We start from the raw sequence: 21,361 nt of genomic DNA, 5'->3' as shown, positions 1-21,361 counted from the left end.
CTCAAAAATCTCCAAAAAGTAATGCTGGAAACCGGATGAAAAATCTGAGGTTCGAACCCGTAGTGTTCAGCACCTTCAATACTATATTTATGGTTTGTCTAGTTATTGTTACCTTGTATCCATTCCTGAATACTATAGCAGTCTCCTTTAATGCGGGGAATGATACCATCCGCGGCGGCATTTATTTATGGCCTAGAGAGTGGACCATACAGAACTACAAAGCGGTTTTTGCCTCAGGTACAATTTATAATGCTTTTTGGATTTCGGTAGCACGAACAGTGATATCTACGATCCTGAATCTATTTTTAACTACGATGCTTGCGTATACATTAAGCCGGAAAGAATATGTTTTCCGCAAACATATTACCTTTATATTCGTCCTTACCATGTATTTTAGTGCGGGTCTGATTCCAAACTATTTCCTTATGAAGGATCTTCATTTGCTCAATTCGTTCTGGGTATATGTAATCCCGTCCATGGTAAGTGCATTTAATATGATCGTTATCCGTACTTATATTGGTACCTTACATGAAAGTCTTATGGAATCTGCAAGAATCGACGGTGCCGGGGAATTCAAGATCTTCATGAAAGTAGTCTTCCCTTTGTGTAAACCTGTTCTTGCTACCATCGCCCTTTTTGTTGCAGTAGGTGCGTGGAACCAATGGTTTGATGCGTTTATCTACACCTCTTCCCGCCAGAACTTGAGTACATTGCAATATGAATTAATGAAGCTGCTATCCTCTACTATGAACTCGAACAGTAACCCTAGTGTAAATAATGGGACAGGGATGACTCAGGAGTCGGTACATGCCATGGTTACACCAATCTCCATACGGGCAGCCGTTACGATCGTTGCTTCGGTTCCAATTTTGCTAGTTTATCCATTCATGCAGAAATATTTTGTGGTCGGTCTAAATGTAGGAAGCGTGAAGGAATAAGGAGCTTGCAATCACTATTAAGTAATAGGAAGGTTGTCTGTTAAATTATGACCCCATCTTCAATCACATACACGAATCCGATACTTCCAGGCTTCTATCCGGATCCAAGTATCACTCGGGCAGGGGATGACTACTATTTAGTTTGCAGCTCCTTTGAGTATTTCCCTGGCGTACCTATTTTTCATAGTCAGGATTTGATTCACTGGACACAAATAGGTCATGTGCTCAATCGTGTAAGTCAGCTGGATACTCGTAAAAGCAAGAGCTCTGGGGGGATATTTGCCCCAACGATCCGGTATCATGAAGGAACGTTTTACATGATAACGACCGAAGTACACGGGAAAGGAAATTTCTATGTTACGGCTACGGATCCTGCGGGTCCGTGGTCAGATCCGATTAGTATTCCTTATGGAGGAATTGATCCTTCCCTAATGTTTGATGAGGATGGAAAGGTATATGTAACCACCCAGCAGGGGGCAGATTATGACTCCCATGCCATCCAATATGAGATAGATATTGCTACGGGAGCAGCGTTAACAGAACCTGTTGTTATCTGGACTGGGGATGGCGGACCTTGGACGGAAGGACCCCATTTGTACAAAATAAATGGAATGTACTATATCATGACGGCTTCAGGAGGAACGGCTAAGGAACATCGGGAGATCATTGGCCGCAGCTCCTCTCCATATGGACCGTTTGAACGATTGCCGTATCCAATATTGACGCACAGCGGTACTGACAATCCCATTCAGTATTTAGGGCATGCCGATTTGATTGAGGATCGTAACGGGGATTGGTGGGCCGTATTCCTTGGGGTAAGACTAGTAGATACAAAATTCACTGTGCTTGGAAGAGAGACTTTCCTTGCTCCGGTAAGCTGGACTGAAGACGGATGGCCGATGATCGATAATAATGAAGACACAGTTGGACTGGAAATGAAGGTTTCACGTGTACCTGGTCAATCGCCAAAACCTGAGACTAGTGGAAGATATGATTTTGATGATCAAGTATTGCCGCTGGGATTAGCCTTTCTGCGGAATCCGGCTGAGGGAAGCTGGTCCTTAAACGAAAGACAGGGATGGTTATCTCTTCGAGGACAATCTGCAGGTCTCAGTGAAGTAGGCCAAGTGGCTTTTGTAGGCAGAAGACAGCAGCATACTTCGGCAGAATGGAGCACGCTGCTTGAAATGCCTTCATCTATTGCTGATGTGGAAGCTGGACTTTGCGCCAGATTAGATGAGAATGCTCATTATGAAATTGGACTTGTTCAAAAAAACGGGCAAACAGTGATTACAGCTCATGTGACTATGGATGGAATAACCCGTACAGTGGCAGAGGTTCCAACTACTGCCGAGCGAATTTATTTGAAAGTTAAGGCTGAGCTTTCCGAATACAGCTTCCTTTATTCTTTGGATGGGCAGGAGTGGAATAAGCTATCAACAGCAGCAGCGTACCCATTATCTCCTCAAGCCGTAAAAGGAAATGGATTTACGGGTGTTCTTATTGGATTATATGCAACAGGTCATGGCAAGGTGGCTGAGGTGCCTGCCTACTTCGATTGGTTCGATTATCAGTCTTAATTATTCGAATACTGATATAAATGCTTTTGTCAGGAGGGAACTTGTTGAGACAAGCTAGTGATTACACAGAACTTGCACTAAAAACAATATTTGCTGAGGATTTCAAAATTGGCGCAGCCGTTAACCCGATGACGATACAATCACAGGAGCACTTGCTCGCCTATCATTTCAATAGCATTACCGCTGAGAATGAGATGAAGTTTGAAAGTCTGCATCCGCTTGAAGACATTTATAACTTTAAACTAGCAGATCAGTTGGTTGCGTTCGCCCGAAAACATCATATGGCTATGCGTGGGCATACTTTAGTCTGGCATAACCAGACTACGGACTGGTTGTTTGAGGATAAGAAGGGCGGGTGTGTAAGCAAAGAGACATTGCTTGCACGGCTCAAATCACATATTCAGACCGTGGTTGGGCGTTACAAGGAAGATATCTATGCTTGGGATGTTGTAAATGAAGTTATTGCAGATGAAGGAGAAGAACTTCTTCGCCAGTCAAAGTGGCTGGACATTGTCGGACCGGAGTTTATCGGCAAAGCGTTTGAATTCGCTCATGAAGCCGATCCTAAGGCTTTATTATTCTACAACGACTATAACGAGTCTAATCCTCTTAAGCGTGACAAAATCTATAAAATGGTGAAGTCGCTGCTGGAACAAGGAGTGCCGATCCATGGCGTCGGATTGCAAGCCCACTGGAATCTATACGATCCGGACTTAGATGAAATACGTGCTGCTATTGAGAAGTATGCATCTTTAGGGCTTCAGCTCCAATTGACAGAGCTGGATGTGTCCATGTTCCGTTTCGATGACAAACGAATGGATTTAAAGGTTGCACCTGCCGAACTGCTCGAGCTGCAGGCAGAGCGGTATGAAGCGATGTTTGCTCTGTTGAAAGAATACCGCGACGTGATTAGCTCAGTCACTTTCTGGGGAGCAGCGGATGACTATACATGGCTGGACGGCTTCCCTGTTCGGGGACGGAAAAATTGGCCATTTCTATTCGATGAGCGGCATAATCCTAAGCCGGCTTATCACCAATTGCTTAACGCTGTCACCAAATCATAGAGCGGGTAACCTGCTCAAGCTTGCGAATTATGAACCCGTCCTTTTCAATCCAGGGCGGGTTATTTATACGGGAGGAATAAACATGACAAATACCGCTTATGAGGCTTGGCTCAACTATGGCCAGCTGAAATCAGGATCTCTATACAATCAATATATAGATTGGTGTGTTGAGTTGGTAGTAACGGAGGACAACGAGACGATTCAGGCGGCAGCCGCGGAATTCATACAGGGGATGACCTCTATGCTGGGCAAAGCGCCACTGCTCACAGCGAAACCTGAAGGACCGTGTATCGTTATAGGAACCTTCCAAGGGGGGAATCCATTAATTAGTAGAGTATTCGCAGGAGAACGAACCGATTCACTGGGTCCTGAAGGTTTCCTTATACGTACAAATGCTACTGAGCAATGTATCGCTGTCGGTGCTTCAACGCCTGTTGGAATATTGTATGGCGTATTCCATCTGTTACGGCTGATAGGAACAGAAAGCGAGATAGACGCTCTGAATTTGTCTATGAATCCGGTGAACGGCCTGCGAATGATTAATCACTGGGATAATTTTGATGGCAGTATTGAACGTGGCTATGCTGGACGGTCCTTTTTTTACGAGTCCAATCAATTTCTTAACGATACAAAGCGGCTGCGTGATTATGCCAGATTGATGTCCTCTGTGGGGATCAACGCGATTTCGATTAACAATGTGAATGTTCATGAGCTTGAATCTCTATTTATAACGGAGCAATATTTGCCTGATATCGCGTTAATTGCAGGAATATTCCGCGTATACGGAATTAAGCTATTCCTCAGTGCTAACTTTGCCAGTCCGATACAGATCGGAGCATTGGAGACAGCTGATCCACTGGACCCAGCGGTGCGGCAATGGTGGAAAGATAAGGCTGGTGAGGTTTATCGAGTGATCCCTGATTTTGGCGGGTTTGTGGTCAAAGCAGATTCAGAAAATCGACCAGGGCCATTCACTTACGGGCGTGACCATGCCGATGGCGCTAATATGCTTGGAGAAGCACTGGAGCCGTTTGGCGGAATCGTGATTTGGCGTTGTTTCGTATATAACTGCAAGCAGGATTGGCGTGACCGTAAGACCGATCGGGCCAGAGCAGCGTATGATCATTTCAAACCATTGGATGGCCGATTTAATGATAATGTAGTGCTGCAAATCAAGAATGGACCGATGGATTTTCAAGTCAGAGAACCGGTATCTCCGCTGTTTGGCGCACTGGAACATACCAATCATCTGATGGAGTTTCAGATTGCTCAAGAATATACGGGGCAGCAGCGGCATCTCTGTTATCTTGTTCCACAGTGGAAAGAAGTCCTTGATTTCAATACTTATGCCAAAGGGCAAACTACGCTTGTGAAACATATTGTGGACGGATCGGTGTGGGGAAATAAGTATAATGGTGTGGCTGCTGTAACTAATGTTGGGGATGACATGAACTGGACGGGGCATGGGTTAGCTCAAGCTAATCTGTATGGATATGGGAGATTAATTTGGAATCCGGAGCTGACGGCAAAGGAAATCGCTGAGGAATGGATTCGCCTTACCTTTGGCACTGATGAAGGTCTAGTGGCTGCTATTCGCGGGATGTTAATGGACTCATGGAGGATTTACGAATCTTACACAGCTCCATTAGGTGTGGGCTGGATGGTTAATCCGGATCATCATTATGGGCCGAATGTGGATGGATATGAATACGCCAAGTGGGGAACGTACCATTATGCGGATCATAAGGGCATTGGTGTGGATCGTTCAGTCAAATCGGGAACGGGGTATAGCGGACAGTATATGGGTCTTAATGCATCAAATTATGAGAATCTAGCGTCTTGTCCAGAAGAGCTGCTGCTGTTCTTCCATCATGTTCCATACACGCATGTTCTGCAATCGGGGCAAACGGTTATACAACATATCTACGATACTCATTTCGAGGGGGCAGAGCAGGCTGCACAGCTTCTAGCAACATGGGAATCACTTGAAGGCAGCATGGATAGTGGATTGTATGTGCAAGTGAAGCAACGTCTTGAAGAGCAAGCAGAGCATGCGCAGGAATGGAGAGATCGGATCAATACGTATTTTTACCGCAAGAGCGGAATTGAGGATCTTAAAGGCAGAAAGATTTATTAGATTTTGAACCGAGGGATGATGATAGTGAGCCTCACGATTAGAGCGATTTTGAAAGATTTAATGGGAACTGTGGAACAGGTAGAAGGGACTGTGGATATTCTGAACCCAGGGGAACCGGAAACTGAAGTCACAGGGATTATTACGGCCTTTTCTGCCACACAAAATATTGTGGAGCAAGCAATAGCGTTAGGAGCCAATTTGCTGATCACGCATGAAGGTGTATTTTATAGCCATCATGCGGCGAACGAGTGGTTAGAAGGTGATCCGGTTTATCATGCGAAAAAAAGTCTGATCGAACGATCCCCAATAGCTATTTTTCGTTATCATGATTATTGGCATCGGCAAGAGCCGGATGGGATTATGATGGGTTTGCTGCGAGAGCTGGATTGGTCAGACTATGTGGAAGAGCAGCAAGCGGCTGCTACGATCCTCACTATTCCTGCCATGACTGTACTGGAAGCTGCTCAGTATATTAAAAGTAAGCTAGGGATCTCTTATGTACGCGCTGCTGGTGACCTGTCTCTGTCCTGCAAACGCATAGGGATATTAGTAGGTTACAGAGGGGGCGGGACGATGGCTATTCCACTTTTTAATGATCACAATCTTGATTTAATTATTGCTGGAGAAGGACCAGAGTGGGAGACTCCGGAATATGTGCGGGATGCAGGGCACCAAGGCAGATCTAAAGCGCTCATCATGTTAGGTCATGCGGAGAGTGAAGCGCCGGGGATGAAATATTTAGCTGAAATCTTAGCAGACAAATATCCCATGCTTCCTACCCGGTTCATTGCTGAACAACCCATCTATCAGATGGTTTAATCTGGGGAAATTAAGAGTACGGAATAAATAAACATATTATGGAGAAAATGAAGGGAAACAGGTCACTGAGAAAGGAGTGTTTCAATGGAAATTCCTTTGGAGGCTGATGAAGTATTAAGTCGGATCAAAAAGCTGCAAAGCGACGGAAGCTCGATCAGTAAAAAACAAGTAAAGCAAAGCGACCCAGAGCTTATGAGAAGTGCGCTGTTCTTTTTTCCAAGCTGGGAGCATGCATTGAAAAACGCCGATCTTTTGTAGCCATAGTATTGTAAAAGGAAGCTAAGTGGACAGGGGGATATCTCTGATTCTGCTTAGCTTTTTTCTTTTTTATGAAATCATTCGTGCTGTTCATGTGAAATAATATTAACAAGCTTGCCAAACGGATCGGGGACATAGAAACGACCAACACCCCAAGGTACAGAAACTGGCCCAATATTGGTATTGAAGATTGTCGTTTCTTATTAAATAGGAAAGTACTGGTGAATCACCCCCTTTTTCGCTTGCTTCAGAGCTGTTTTTCTAAAGAAAACGAGTAAACAAGAGCAAAAGAAAGAGAAAATGAAGAGTATGCTTAATATGAAATGAAAAGCATTGCTTTCAACATTATTTTGACCAGAGCCCTCCTTTACAAGAAAACCTTACAAGAGTATGATTCATCTCAGAACTGAGAATTATCTTAAATTTACAATTACATAAGCAATCCGCTTAATTTCCGTTTCTGGAAAGCGGGGGAACCAACAACTGGCAGCCGATGTGAGAGTCGGCACTGGTTATGGGGTGAATCCTGTTCCGGGTGCATAATATGCATCCCTGCAGGTAGGGCAACTCTCACTGCCCGAATCCGACAGCTAACCTCGTAAGCGTATGGAGAGAGGATGAATGGCGTGTTTAGTGATGAATAGCCACAGAGAATCCCTCTGTGGTTTTTTGCTGCGTTTTTAAGCAGATATAGTCGTAGAATTTATTATGAAAGAGGTGTTACCTTTGCCTATCGCTAAACTGAACGGAACTTCGCTCTATTATGAAATCAATGGAACTGGCACTCCGGTTGTGTTTATCCATGGACATGGATTAACACACAGTATGTTCAAACCACAGCTGGAGTATTTTTCCGATAAATATAAAGTGATTTTGTGCGATTTACGGGGGAATGGCAAGTCTGGTAAACTGCTGGAGGCCCCACATGAGATTATTGAGACGCAATGTCTGGATCTGATTATGCTGTTGAATGACCTAGGTATCCGTGAAGCAGTTTTTGTAGGAATCGCCTATGGTGGCTTAGTCGTTCAGCATATTGCCAAACAATATCCTGAGCGTGTAAAAGCCATTGTGGTCGCGGATAGCTTTTGTAGGACTCACGGATCAACAATAGTAGGGAAAATACAAACTATGGCAGCATATTGTAGTTTACTAATGTATTATCTCCCAAGCGAGCTGGTGTTGCCTTCGATTCGGATGATGTACCGAGAGCGCTGGAGTCTGGCCTACAATGAGATTAGAAGAGGGCTGCTGGACAAACGTCCCCGGGAGCTATATCGGCAAAGGCTGGCTACGAGCCATGTTGATTACACCAGATGTTTAAAGGCTTTTAAACGTCCCGCTTTATGTATTGTAGGGGACTTCAATGAATTTGGAGTGAATTGTATGAAGGAAATGGTGTCTCAGCTGCCACATGCGCAGTTGGCGATTATTCCGAACGCATTAGATCCAAGTAATCTGTGCCAACCGGAGCAATTCAATGCGATTCTTCAACGTTTCTTAGAGAAGCAGCAGGGTACTCAGCAGATTAGCTGATCTATTGGGAGACCTTCACAAGCGAAGCGTTTAAGTGAGAAAAAAGACGACCCATAGCCAGGGAGCACGAGCTGGCTATGGGTCGTCTTTCTGGGAAGAACTTTAGGGGAATTCTCCCTAAAGTGAAGGAGATTATGGCTCCTAGAACATGGATTAGGGAGAAATTCCCTAATAATAGGATGTTTTTAGGGAGGATTTCCCTAATATAATGGACATCCAACTAAAGGCTGGCTTATCAGTAGTAAAATCTACGAATGAGCCAGCCTTTGGTTATTTTACTAACCGATGGATGTTGAACATTTACAAGCATATTGTACCTAGAACGCCACTTAATGTCCCCACCCTACCACAGCATCAAATATAGCTCACCCGACGTGGGAAAGAACGGTAGACCTAAGTAGTGATGGTAAGTGTATAGAGGAAGGCGTAACAAGCAGCACATCTGCTACTCTTGCATTTTGTACAATGCGATCTACTCGTGTAAGATTAAGATAATTCATACTAAAGGAGCTGAGTCATGATGTCTCAAGCTGAAACTATAAAACTGACTTCATTATCTTCAAAAGGGGGCTGCGGCTGCAAAATCGGTCCCGCTGATCTCATGCAGGTTATTCGCAGTCTGCCACCAACTGTTCCTAACCCGGATCTACTTGTAGGTCTGGACACTAGTGATGATGCAGGGGTGTACCGTTTAAGTGATGAATTAGCGTTAGTGCAAACTGTTGATTTTTTCACGCCGATCGTGGATGATCCCTATTCATTTGGTCAAATTGCAGCAGCCAATGCATTAAGTGATATTTATGCGATGGGTGGAAAGCCGCTTACGGTGCTTAATATTGTGGCCTTCCCTATTTCTGTTTTAGATAAAAGCATTCTCGGTGACATTTTGCGCGGTGCAGCGGATAAAGTACAGGAAGCAGGAGCTACTCTTGTGGGCGGACATTCCATCGACGATAAAGAGCCCAAATTCGGATTGGCCGTTACGGGCCTTGTGCATCCTGACAAAGTAAGAACGAATGCGGGCGCCAAGGTGGGAGACAAGCTGATTCTAACGAAGCCTATCGGTGTGGGGATCTTAACAACTTCCATTAAAAAGGATCAGCTATCTTCTGAAGAAACCACACGCCTTACGACAGTAATGTCTACTTTGAATAAAAAAGCGGCTGAAATCATGGAGCCTTATGATGTACATGCTTGTACAGATGTTACCGGATTTGGGCTACTGGGACATGCCTCGGAAATGGCTAAAGGGAGCGGCACGGGCCTGATCATTCGTCAAGGCGATGTACCGATGCTGCCAAGAGTAAGAGAGCTTGCGGAACAGGGATTTGTTCCAGGAGGCACTAAGAATAACTTTGCCCATCTGGAAGGCAGCATTCTTTATCCGGAAGAGATGGACCAACTAAGCCGCTATATTCTATGTGACGCTGTGACTTCTGGCGGACTGCTGATCTCTGTGGCCCCTGAACAAAGCGAAGATTTGCTAAAAGAGTTAGTAGATGCAGGGGTAGAAGCGGTATTGATCGGAGAGGTAACGGAAGAGCATCCGGGTCAGATTACGGTTATAGCTGCTGTGGAATAACTGTTGTATATCAGCTTAGAGCAAATTATGAAGGTTAGCCACCAGAGGAGAGAGCATATTGTTTCAGGACATTACACTGGAAGAACTTAGAGTGTTAAAAAACAAGAAGCAGATCACCATTATTGATGTTAGATCTCCTTCTGAATATAAAGATGCAACGCTGCCGGATAGTTTGAATATTCCTTTTTTTGATGATCAGGAACGGGCTGAAGTAGGGACGTTGTATAAACAGACAAGTGTGCAGGCCGCGAAAGAACGTGGTTTGGAGATTGCTGCGGCAAAACTGCCTTCTTTTGTCAAAGAATTTGCAGCGATTCAAGGAGACAAAGCAGTATTCTGCTGGAGGGGAGGTATGCGCAGCCGTACAACTGCGACCGTACTCTCTTTAATGGATATTCATGCTTATCGGCTGATAGGCGGCTATAAGGCTTATCGTAAATGGGTGCTCGACGAATTGGAGTCCTATGAATGTAAGGCGAAGTCTTATGTGATTCACGGAAATACAGGCACAGGTAAAACCAATCTGTTACACCGTCTGAAGACACAGGGGTATCCTGTTCTGGATTTGGAAGGGATGGCAGGTCATCGCGGTTCTATTTTTGGTGAGATTGGCCTTCGTGCGAACAATCAAAAAACGTTCGATAGTCTTCTTTTAGAGGAGTTAATTAAGATCGGAGATTCTCCTTATGTACTATTTGAAGCGGAGAGCAAAAAGATTGGTAAGGTAGTGATGCCCCCATTTATGGCCGAGCAAAAAGAGAGCGGAACGCAGATCTGGATTGAGATGCCTTTGCATGCCAGAGTGGAGCAAATCCTTGAGGATTATCGGCCAGTAGAATACAAGGAGCAATGTATTTCTGCATTTCGGAGTATTAAATCCCGAATTCATATCCCTATTGCGGCAGAAATCGAGCGATGCTTGCAGGCAGATTTGTTCGGCGAAGCTGTGGCGCTGCTGCTAGAATATTACTATGATCCTAGATACGATTATACGTCCACTCAGTATGAAGGCATTGAGAGAGTTACTTTTAAAGTGAATAATCTGGATGAAGCTGAGACTGCTGTGCGTTCTTTTTTAAAACGTCAGGAAGTATAAGTTTCGCGTTATGGTTAAAGGGGGCTTTACTTAATATGATCTATTTAGATTACAACGCTACAACACCAGTAGATAAGGAAGTAGCAGAGGTTATGATCCCTTATCTTTACGGTCATTTTGGGAATCCTTCAAGCAGTCATTCTTTGGGGCGGGAAGCTAAACTCGGAATAGAGCAGGCAAGAACACAGGTGGCTGATTTCCTGAATTGTGCGCCGGGTGAGGTGCTTTTTACCAGTGGGGGTAGTGAGTCTAATAATACTGTCATTAAAGGAGTAGCCCAAACGTATCGCCATAAAGGTAATCACATTATCCTGTCTGCTATTGAGCATCCAGCGGTAATTAAACCTTGTCAGTACCTGGAGCAGATGGGATACAACCTGACTTATGTACCTGTTGACTCGTATGGAATGGTGCAGGTTGACGATGTGAAAAAGCAGCTCACGGACCAAACCATTCTGGTCTCCATCATGCACTCTAATAACGAAACGGGTACGATCCAGCCGATCAAGGAAATAGCTGAGGTCTGCCACGAACGGGGCATTCTTATTCATACAGATGCTTCACAATCTGCGGGAAAAGTAGACCTCGATGTAGCGGATTTAGGGGTGGATTTTCTAACGCTTGCAGGCCATAAATTATATGCGCCCAAAGGCATTGGAGCATTGTACATTCGGGACGGCATTCACATTGAGCCTTTGATACACGGTGCGGGCCATGAACAGGGGCGAAGAGCGGGGACAGAAAATACACCCTACATTATTGGCTTAGGAAAAGCCTGCGAGCTTGCTGCTGACTCTGATTCTAGAAAAAGAGTTAAGCAAGTTACGGAGTATTTCTATGGAAGACTGCAGGAGTCTTTTGGCGAAAAAATTCATTTGAATGGTCATAAACACAAGCGCTTGCCTAACACCCTTAACGTTAGTTTTCTTGGAGCAGTGGGTCATGAAATTATCGATTCTCTGGAAGCTGTGGCTGCTTCAACTGGCTCGGCGTGCCATTCCGGTGAAACGTTGATTTCGCCTGTTTTAAAGGCTATGCATGTGTCGGAGAACATTGGACGGGGAGCGGTTCGTTTTAGTGTGGGACGATATACGACTACAGCGGAAATCGATGAGGTCATCGATAAGCTGAAGGTGTATTTGTTATAAGCTGAAATCGTATTAGTTGTGAGGTTCGTTTTTGCAAACAGTGACAAAGTGTGAATCCTAGTGAACGGACTTTGACTTCCAGTGGACGGACTATGACTCTCAGTGAACAGATTATGGCTCCCAGTGAATGGACTATGACTCTCAGTAAACGGATTATGGCTCCCAGTGAACGGACTCGCTATCGGACTCAGGCGCTCTTATCTGCAACATTTTCCTCTTTTTGGGTTGTTATAGGACCCCATAGTCGCTATTTGTACAAAATAGACAAAATTGAGCATCATTTCTGCCCAATAGCGCCTCTCAGGTCCGATAATCTCTCTAAACAGTGATAAATTAACGAATAGCGGCATTTGAGTCCGAAGGATCAAGAAGTTGAACCCGCATATTACAAAAAAAAGCATCTGTCACTCCTTCAAAAGGAATCGCAGATGCTTTTTTAAAATTTGTTTTAGTGATTATACAATCGTAAAGCCAGCACTTGCATAACCAGTGACTGTATTTACAAGGGTGAGGCCTGTAGCGGTGGCTGAGAATACCATAAGCAAACGTGTCTGTGGAGTTACAGCAAAATTGATACCATTCGTAATTCCGCTGACAAAAGTTCCTAGATTTATAGTACCGGTGATAGGTGGAAGTGGGACTATTGCCCCTGGAATAGCAGTAAATGTATTATTTGGTGTGGTCGATTGGTACAACTGTGCTGTTACATTTATCGTAGTACCAAGCAGCGATAAAGCTATGGTATTACTGAAGTAAGCAGCAATGGAAGTTATTACTCCTGCTCGAGGAGTTGAGAATGCAAAGTTGATAAGCGGTCCAAGGAGAGTACCTGTCAAATCAATATTACCGCCAACAAGCGAAATGCCTGTGGCTGAACTTCCGAAGCCTACAAGACTTGTTGTTCCAACCAAACCACCCAAAACTGTGGTCATAATAATAGGTCCTCCGGATGCCAGCGGAATAATTGCACCGTTACCGGTTGCACCAGTGACTCCGGTAATGCCAGTAGCTCCAACCGCGCCGGGATCACCCGTGGCACCCGTTACACCCGTAGCTCCGGCAACGCCAACCGCGCCGGGATCACCCGTGGCACCCGTTACACCGGTAGCTCCGGCAACGCCGACCGCGCCGGGATCACCCGTGGCGCCCGTTGCACCCGTAGCTCCGGCAACGCCGACCGCGCCGGGATCACCCGTCGCGCCCGTTGCACCCGTAGCTCCGGCAACGCCGACCGCCCCCGGATCACCCGTGGCACCCGTTACACCCGTAGCTCCGGCAACGCCGACCGCCCCCGGATCACCCGTCGCCCCTGTGGCACCCGTAGCTCCGGCAACGCCGACCGCCCCCGGATCACCCGTCGCGCCAGTCGCCCCCGTAGCTCCGGCAACGCCGACCGCGCCGGGATCACCCGTCGCGCCCGTTGCACCAGCAGGGCCCGCCAAGCCGGCAGCACCCGTCGAACCAGTCGCGCCCGTTGCTCCTACACCTGGACCTGCTGGTCCTTGCGCACCTGTTGGCCCTTGAATTCCTTGCACACCCTGTGGTCCTTGCGGTCCCACCGCGCCACCAGCGATTAACAAGTAATCTGGTGAACTCCCGGGTATTCCAGTAGGTCCGGAAACGGTAGCTATATAGGTGCTGCCATTGAAGGTTACTACTTGACCTGCTGGATAAGTAGGACTTTGTGCAGGATTAAAGATTACAATCCCTTGCAGCCCTACCCCTTGTGGTCCCTGAGGTCCTTGAAGTCCAGGCGTTCCTTGAGGGCCTTGTGGTCCTTGCGGTCCTTGGGGGCCTGTGGAGCCACCAGCAATTAATAAATAGTCTGGTGAACTTCCAGGTGTTCCCGTTGGTCCAGCAACAATAGCAATATAGGTACTGCCATTAAAGGTTACTACTTGACCTGCTGGATAAGTAGGGCTTAATGCAGGATTAAAAGCAACAATTCCTTGCAGCCCTGCCCCTGTGGTTCCCTTTACGCCCGGAACCCCTTGCGCTCCTTGCGGACCCTGAGGTCCCTGTGGCCCTTGAGGTCCAGTCGCACCTTTAATAGGCAATCCGATTGCTTGTGTAATAGAAGCTTGAATATGTCTGATCTGAATAATCAACTGATCTTTACAATTAGAGTCAATCTTCGTGGCGAGAATAAAAGATAATAACTCAGCTAACAACAGTTGAAGATTGGTGCCCACGCTTACGACAGAGAAGGGACTGACTTCGGTCGATACAATGGTTATCTCTACTACAGAAAGTAGCTCAGTTCTAAAAGGACTGCATAACTTAGAGGTATGCAAGAATTCCAATAATTCTCTTAACACTCTTTGTAGATTGGCAATATGAAGTGTTGTGGGATTCGTAAGTACGGGGGGTACCACTGCAGAGAGATCAGTGACTATTTTTAATAGTGCGTTACACTCCCTCTTTCTAATAGGACTGCTGATCCTTCCATGCTTGTTTAGGATAGCATCGCCTTTAAATGGTCTGTAATCAGGCATATTTCTATATCTCCTCCTTGAACTTCTCCTGTTCATTCCTTTGAAAAATGGGAACCTGCCCAATCAGCATATTCTGAGAAGCGGAAGTTGTTACAAAAATCGCCCTAAAAGCCGTTATTCCTGAAAGTCGTTATTAATGAAGCAATACAAAAAAGGCAGGCCACCGCTAATTACGGTAGTCTACCTTTTTAATAGATACGTTAAGTAGTCTCTCCTTTAATGAGAGTTACGTCTACAGTAGTGTTGTTGATTAGCTCTCCGTCAGCACTTTCGATCATTTGCAGGAGAGTATTGGTCAGCATGACCCCGATCCGATCACTAGGTTGCATAATGGTAGTCAATTTAGGACTCTGAAGCATGCGGGTAAAGCTGTGGTAATCATAACCGATGATTTTCAGTTGCTCGGGCACTCGAATGCCTTGCTGTTCAGCATAAATGTATAAAGCATAAGCCACAATATCATTACTGCAAAATACTCCATCATATTCTCGAAGTTGGGCCGGAGAGATATTTTCGGTGACAAAGGACCAAAAATAATCAAAGGTAAGCTTGTTGTGCGCGCCTTCGATAATATCGTAAGTTACACCATGTTTCATACTTGTGATGACAAAAGCATCCCGACGACGATTCGCAAGAATATCCAGATCTAGCGGGCCGGAGATATGTAGCAACCGTTTACAGCCCAGCTGTATCAAATGTTCGGTAGCTAGCTCACCACCGCGGTAATTATCCGATCCCACACAAGGGATATTGGAGGAAATAAAACGGTCAAAAGAGACAATAGGGAAAGGGACCTTTTTATAGCTTTCAATATTCATGGTGTGGCTGCACATGATAATGCCATCTACTTGATTCTGGCGAAGCATGCTAATATAGTTGGCTTCCTTCTTAGGATCATCAAGAGAATTGCATATTAGCAATTTATAGTTTTTTTCATTAGCACTCATTTCAACATACTTGATGAGATCGGAAAAGAAAGGGTGATTTGAATCTGGAACAATAATCCCAATAAAAAAGGATTGATTCTTCTGTAAGGCTCTGGCGATTTGATTAGGATGATAATCTAAGGCGTCCATCGCTTTTTCAACTTTTTTACGCGTCTCTTTGCTGATATATCCCCGGTTGTTCATTACTCTGGACACGGTAGCTACAGCAACGCCCGCTTCCTTGGCAACATCTTTAATACTTGCCATACCCTCATCCCCGTTTCATAAAATGCTCTAATCTATATTCTACAACTTTCTTGGATTGTTGACACTAATCGAGACTAACAATTGTAAAAGCATAGATAGTTTCTGATAGTTATAATAGGTATGTTATACGTTACCACAAATATTTGGATATAATATTAAACATTAATCATTATACCTATATTTTATTGATTTAATTATATGAAAACGTTTGACATATTATTTTCGCATCTATAAAATTGGTTTTGAATAAACCTTCATCTAGGGAGGAACAAGATTGTTAGGAGAACGCTTTCATAAATTACATTAGTTTGATGATTTCTCAGACCTTATGAAGCAAGAGAGTATAAATTGAAATAGAAGGAGAACTCCAATATGCTGATTAAAAATGAAGTTATGCTTATCACTTATGCAGATAGCATGGGAAATAATTTAAAAGAACTAAACGAAGTACTGCATACACACTTGCAAGGAGTCGTGGGTGGGGTTCATTTATTGCCGTTTTACCCCTCTTCGGGCGACCGGGGATTTGCCCCGATGGATTATACCAAGGTTGATTCGGCTTTTGGCGACTGGGCGGAAATCGAAGAGATGAGCGAGAAGTTCTACATGATGTATGATTTCATGATCAATCACATTTCACAGCAGTCTCCATACTTTCAAGATTTCCTTGAGAAGAAGGATGCATCGCAATACAAGGATTTATTTATTCGTTACAAGGATTTCTGGCCTAACGGTGAACCAACTGAGGTTGATGTGGATTTAATTTATAAACGTAAACCGCGGGCGCCATACGTAGAGGTTACTTTTAAAGACGGGACGAAGGAAAAGGTTTGGTGTACGTTTGATGAGCAGCAGATCGATCTGGACGTGACTACGGAAACTACGAAGAAATTCGTAAAAGACAATCTGACCTTCCTTGCTGATAAAGGAGCATCGATTATCCGGCTGGACGCTTTTGCCTATGCCAACAAAAAGATGGGTACCAACTGCTTTTTCGTAGAACCGGATATTTGGGAAATGTTAAATTTGTCTAAAGAAGTAGTGGAGCCTTATGGCGTAACTGTTCTTCCGGAAATCCATGAGCATTACAGCATTCAATTGAAGATTGCAGACAAGGATTATTATGTCTATGATTTCGCCCTGCCAATGTTGGTATTACATGCTCTATATAGTGGAAAAGTAAATCGGCTTGCGCATTGGCTGGAAATCTGTCCGAGAAAACAATTCACTACCCTGGATACACATGACGGGATTGGCGTGGTGGATGTTAAGGATCTGATGACCGACGAAGAAGCTGAAATGACCAGAGAAAGCCTATATAGCCAAGGAGCGAATGTTAAGAAAAAATATAGCTCCGCCGCTTATAATAATCTGGATATTTATCAAATTAACTGCACTTATTATTCTGCACTTGGCAATGATGATCAGGCGTATCTTTTGGCCAGAGCTATTCAGTGCTTCGCCCCTGGTATTCCACAGATTTATTATGTAGGTCTCTTCGCTGGCGAGAATGATATTGAACTGCTCGAAAGCACAAAAGAAGGACGCAATATTAACCGCCATTATTATTCTAAAGATGAAATTGCTGCTGAGGTACAACGTCCTGTTGTTCAAAAGCTGTTCGCATTGTTGAAATTCAGAAATAGCTGTCCAGCTTTTAATGGTGAGATCAAGATTGTACAAGGTAGTGAGAATGAGCTGAACATCACTTGGAAAAATGAAAACAGTGTGGCGAAGCTTGAAGCTAATCTGTTGACCAAAGAATATACCATTCTTGCAGGTGAGAATGAAGCAAATATTGCGAAGGTATTTTAATATTTCACATGATATCGAAGGGTGTTCCAAAGGCCAATGTAATGGCTGCTGGAGCACCCTTCGTTTTGGAGTATAGGTGATTCATGTTATGAACTGTTTTTGGTCCGTCTGAATTCTATTGGTGTAAGGCTGAAGTTGCGTTTGAACATCCGGTGGAGATAAGAACTGCTAGTGAAGCCAGTTACTTCAGCAATATCCGATACCGATAAATCACTCTCTACAAGCAGGCGGCATACTTCCTTCATCCGTACCTCCATAATGACATCCACAATAGTGGTTAGGGTCTGCTGCTTATAAAGTCTGCTGACATAGATTGGAGACATATTAAGTTCATCGGCAATTTGGTTCAGACTCAAGCAAGGGTCCGTGTAAGATTGCTGAATGGTTTGGTTGATTTGCCGGATTAGATCGCTTTGCTTGGAGCTGCGCTTATCCGCTTGGAATTCCTGAATATGATCAAAAAGCTGGTAAAAAGCCGCTTCAAATTCTTCTATCGTTTCATAATGTTCAAGCGAAGGCATCACCATCATCCCTTCGGTGGAGGTAGGACTAAGCTTCTTGATGTTATCGACGATTCGTTTAATCGTTAGCGTCACCCTTGAAACAGTAAGTTCCAGCACATGATAGGGATATTGCTCCATTTCACGTACCATTTCGGAGAAGTGACTGCGGGCTTCGTCTGTTCTGCCACTTGTGAGCGCATCGACCAGCTTTTTTTCGCTGTCAGCCGGGTAGGAGTAAAGATTGTTCTGAAGCTCGCTAATGCGCTCAGCATTGATCAGGCTGCCATGACCATAAAACAGTCTATGTTTGGAAGCTTCTCTGGCCTGACTGTACAGCCGGTTTAGTACATCTGGATTATCACTGATGGGGCTGTACACTAACGACAGTCCGATTTTTAAATAATCACAACAGGCCACGCGGATCTGCCGCAGCAGCACTTCAATTAGCTCGGTATCCAGATGTTCAGTGGAGGTCATGCTGCTAAGCAACATGACCACGCTATCGTCATTCATATCTACAGTTTCCACCTGATAAGTCTGTCCACAGATCTCTGAGGCAATATTCATGATGGCAAACTTGTACGGAAGGAGATAAGAGCCTCGTTCCTTTCGCAGAGCTTCGTACTCATCAATGCGTAGTAATACTAGCCGGTAGCCCTCGTTTAAATTAAAAGAAATACCCAGCTGTTGAACATCATTTTGCCGGCTGTTATGAGGAGATTTAATGCCAAGCACCAGATTGCGTAATGAATTCTGCCTGATCGTGAACATACTGTTGCGTTTATCTGCCTCAAGGGTGTTCATTCGGCTTACGATCGAATCAATCGGCAGATAAAGCCGTTTGGACAGTACCCTAGAAATAACAAGACCGAACAATAAAATAATTAAAGAAATCAGAAGCGTAGTATTGCGGATATGATTGGTCTGTTCAGTAATTACCTCATAAGGAGTAATGCGCACATATTGCCAGCCAAGCGAATCGGGCGAAGTATAGGACACCAGTGATTTATTCCCTCTAAAAGGGGCAGTAAAATAGCCGGCAGAACGTGCTTTTACTTGATGCTCCAGCCAACTGTTTTCATCCCCGGAGAGCTTCTCCAATGTCAGCTTATTCCCCGACAGAAAACGGCCTTGGTCATCCAAAATGTAGGTACTGCCACTACCGGGTGTATTGCCGTTAGCCAGTTCTTTATTGATCCAAGCCGCGGATATGTTAACAATAACCGCAGAGTTAATAGAGCGGTCCCAATTGATCGCATCATAGCAAAGGTAAGTATAGACTGAGATGGTTTTTTTCTCAGGTTCATCTATGGAATAGGTTCGCGGAATCGGCGTAAATGTTTTGTAATCCTGATAATGATTCAGCATCTGAATAATTTCAGTGTCCACCAGTTCGCGGGTGGTGAATACGCCATTCTGGCCCTGTGCTGCCGAAATATAAACCGTGTCATTATTCGGATTATATACATAGATGGATTCAATATAAGGCATGGAATTTAAGTAGTTTCCGAGATCGGACATCGCCGCGGTTACCTCATAAATAGAGGGCTTGTTGTAGAACAACAGATGAGAAATCGTGCTGGTTCGATACAGTTGAAATGAAAGCGTTTGCGCTACTTCAGCCATGTTGACCACTTTTTTGCCAGTCTGGGTCAGATCCCTTAGATCGGAGCGAAAGGTTTGCGTCTTCTCGACGCCGATGTAGTACGTATAGTAAACAAAAGTAGAGATAAGAAGGGTTAACGATATGCACAGGGTTATGGTGGTGAGCAGCTTGCCATACAGTAGTCTTTTTCTCCGTAGATCATTATTCTTCATACCGTCCCCCCTGATCATCATATGACTTACTCGGACAAGACTCTGGATGAATTCATATTATGAAGTTCCTTTATTATAAGTCCCCAAGAGTGAACAGAACAGTGGAGCAACCTTAGAATCCTGCATTTTTCCAATCTGAAGGGAGTGAACAAATTAAATATTCGTGTACAAAACAGTCTTTTCTACAAGGATTATAAGGAGTTAGCGAAGCTTGAGAAGCTCAGTGGGTCTCCGAAGACTTTTACATAAACATCCGGATTGTTCAGTTCCTGTTTCGCCAGTTTGTGCAGTAAGGCTTGTAAGCTTCACTTCTGTGTTCAGAAGAATCCCCCTATAGTGGAATTATGCAGTTTCTATATTAAGGGGAGTGAGAGATCTTGAGCCAAACCTCATCCAAAGGAATTTCAAACGTCGAACTTGGCATCCAGGCTGATGGTAGAGCACGCTTACGAACGACAAGAAAGAAGAAAGGATTGTTGTATGAGCTGGTGCACAATCGGGTAATGTTTCTGATGCTGCTGCCCACCTTGATCTTTTTTCTGGTGAATTCCTATTTTCCAATGGTAGGCATCTATTATGCGTTCACTCAATTCGACTTCAACAGCAGCATGTTCAACTCCAAGTTTGTGGGATTACAGAATTTCGAGTTCCTCTGGAGATCCGGTACGCTGGTGAAGCTCACGATGAACACGATAGGATACAATATTGCTTTTATTGTACTGGGAAATGTGCTGGCAATTGTCTGTGCGATCCTGCTGAGTGAGCTCAATGGAAAATGGTTTAAAAAGATTAGCCAATCAGTAATGTTTTTGCCTTACTTCGTATCTTTTGTAATTCTCAGCGTAATTGTCTACAACTTGTTTAATTATGACAGCGGTTTCTTAAATACAATGCTTACCCAATTTGGCCTTGATCCGGTCGACGTTTACAGTAAACCTTGGGCATGGATCTTTCTGATCATTATCTTTTATCTATGGAAAAATCTTGGCTACAGCATGGTGATTTATCTGGCGGCGATTACGGGGATTAGTGACGAATATTATGAAGCGGCCAAAATTGATGGTGCTAATATTTTCCAGCGGATTTGGTATATAACGGTGCCGATGCTGAAATCAACCTTTGTGGTGCTGCTGCTCTTTGCGCTCGGGAGTATTATGAAGGGCCAATTCGATCTTTTCTATCAATTAATAGGCAATAACGGGCTGCTCTACAATACGACGGATATCCTTGATACCTATGTATACCGTTCGCTTAAAGTAACCTTTGATGTGGGCATGGCAACGGCTGCCGGGGTCTATCAATCCTTGTTCGGCTTCGTCCTCATTATGACGGTCAACTACATTATCCGCAAAATAAACGATGACTACGCCCTGTTCTAG

At 44.4% G+C, this 21,361-nt stretch carries 15 protein-coding genes and 1 riboswitch; of the genes, 12 read left to right on the top strand and 3 right to left on the bottom strand.

Annotated elements, in window-relative coordinates:
* Positions 1-35 precede the first annotated feature (35 nt).
* From NSQ55_RS25755 to NSQ55_RS25710, 10 genes are all read left to right on the top strand, one after another.
* Entirely contained in the window at positions 36-938 is a 903-nt protein-coding gene (locus tag NSQ55_RS25755) for a carbohydrate ABC transporter permease (RefSeq protein WP_139329891.1), read from the top strand.
* Positions 939-985: 47 nt separating this feature from the next.
* Positions 986-2,518, top strand: a complete 1,533-nt coding sequence (locus NSQ55_RS25750) for a glycoside hydrolase family 43 protein (RefSeq protein ID WP_076302397.1) — start codon at positions 986-988, stop codon at positions 2,516-2,518.
* Positions 2,519-2,562: 44 nt separating this feature from the next.
* The gene (locus tag NSQ55_RS25745) at positions 2,563-3,582 is read left to right on the top strand and encodes an endo-1,4-beta-xylanase (RefSeq protein WP_256721038.1); all 1,020 of its coding nucleotides are present in this window, start codon (positions 2,563-2,565) and stop codon (positions 3,580-3,582) included.
* Between the two features lie 82 nt (positions 3,583-3,664).
* Positions 3,665-5,719, top strand: a complete 2,055-nt coding sequence (locus NSQ55_RS25740) for an alpha-glucuronidase family glycosyl hydrolase (protein WP_076184793.1) — start codon at positions 3,665-3,667, stop codon at positions 5,717-5,719.
* A gap of 18 nt (positions 5,720-5,737) precedes the next feature.
* The gene (locus NSQ55_RS25735; protein WP_339174610.1) at positions 5,738-6,538 is read left to right on the top strand and encodes a Nif3-like dinuclear metal center hexameric protein; all 801 of its coding nucleotides are present in this window, start codon (positions 5,738-5,740) and stop codon (positions 6,536-6,538) included.
* 84 nt (positions 6,539-6,622) lie between these two features.
* Entirely contained in the window at positions 6,623-6,796 is a 174-nt protein-coding gene (locus NSQ55_RS25730) for a hypothetical protein (RefSeq protein ID WP_169744809.1), read from the top strand.
* A gap of 434 nt (positions 6,797-7,230) precedes the next feature.
* A riboswitch (cyclic di-AMP (ydaO/yuaA leader) is annotated at positions 7,231-7,417 on the top strand.
* Positions 7,418-7,522: 105 nt separating this feature from the next.
* Positions 7,523-8,332 (top strand): alpha/beta hydrolase, encoded by an 810-nt coding sequence (locus NSQ55_RS25725; protein WP_339169733.1) that lies wholly within the window; start codon positions 7,523-7,525, stop codon positions 8,330-8,332.
* A 520-nt stretch (positions 8,333-8,852) separates the two neighbouring features.
* The gene (gene selD, locus NSQ55_RS25720; protein WP_076130475.1) at positions 8,853-9,914 is read left to right on the top strand and encodes a selenide, water dikinase SelD; all 1,062 of its coding nucleotides are present in this window, start codon (positions 8,853-8,855) and stop codon (positions 9,912-9,914) included.
* Positions 9,915-9,972: 58 nt separating this feature from the next.
* The gene (gene mnmH, locus NSQ55_RS25715) at positions 9,973-11,010 is read left to right on the top strand and encodes a tRNA 2-selenouridine(34) synthase MnmH (protein ID WP_076130476.1); all 1,038 of its coding nucleotides are present in this window, start codon (positions 9,973-9,975) and stop codon (positions 11,008-11,010) included.
* A gap of 35 nt (positions 11,011-11,045) precedes the next feature.
* Positions 11,046-12,158 (top strand): cysteine desulfurase family protein, encoded by a 1,113-nt coding sequence (locus NSQ55_RS25710; protein WP_339169732.1) that lies wholly within the window; start codon positions 11,046-11,048, stop codon positions 12,156-12,158.
* A 455-nt stretch (positions 12,159-12,613) separates the two neighbouring features.
* Here the strand turns inward: NSQ55_RS25710 and NSQ55_RS25705 are convergent, their stop codons facing one another.
* On the bottom strand, positions 12,614-14,653 hold the full coding sequence (locus NSQ55_RS25705; RefSeq protein WP_339169730.1) for an exosporium glycoprotein BclB-related protein: 2,040 nt from the start codon (positions 14,651-14,653) through the stop codon (positions 12,614-12,616).
* Positions 14,654-14,853: 200 nt separating this feature from the next.
* Complete coding sequence (locus NSQ55_RS25700; RefSeq protein ID WP_076220791.1) at positions 14,854-15,846, bottom strand: LacI family DNA-binding transcriptional regulator; 993 nt, start codon at positions 15,844-15,846, stop codon at positions 14,854-14,856.
* 372 nt (positions 15,847-16,218) lie between these two features.
* On the opposite strand from NSQ55_RS25700, the gene gtfA reads away from it, so the two are divergent.
* Positions 16,219-17,661 carry a sucrose phosphorylase gene (gene gtfA, locus NSQ55_RS25695; protein ID WP_339169727.1) on the top strand — a complete coding sequence of 481 codons (1,443 nt, stop codon included), beginning with the start codon at positions 16,219-16,221 and terminating at the stop codon, positions 17,659-17,661.
* Between the two features lie 86 nt (positions 17,662-17,747).
* Here gtfA and NSQ55_RS25690 read toward each other — a convergent pair whose 3' ends face one another.
* Positions 17,748-19,982, bottom strand: coding sequence for an AraC family transcriptional regulator (locus tag NSQ55_RS25690; protein ID WP_339169725.1), 2,235 nt, complete (start codon positions 19,980-19,982; stop codon positions 17,748-17,750).
* Between the two features lie 503 nt (positions 19,983-20,485).
* Between NSQ55_RS25690 and NSQ55_RS25685 the strand changes: the two genes are divergently transcribed.
* Complete coding sequence (locus tag NSQ55_RS25685; protein ID WP_094903677.1) at positions 20,486-21,361, top strand: ABC transporter permease subunit; 876 nt, start codon at positions 20,486-20,488, stop codon at positions 21,359-21,361.

The sequence above is a fragment of the Paenibacillus sp. FSL H7-0943 genome (assembly GCF_037963265.1).
In the GTDB taxonomy this organism is placed as follows: domain Bacteria; phylum Bacillota; class Bacilli; order Paenibacillales; family Paenibacillaceae; genus Paenibacillus_AQ; species Paenibacillus_AQ odorifer.
Note: the sequence above shows the minus strand (reverse complement) of the source record. Positions and strands in the feature narration are given on the sequence as shown.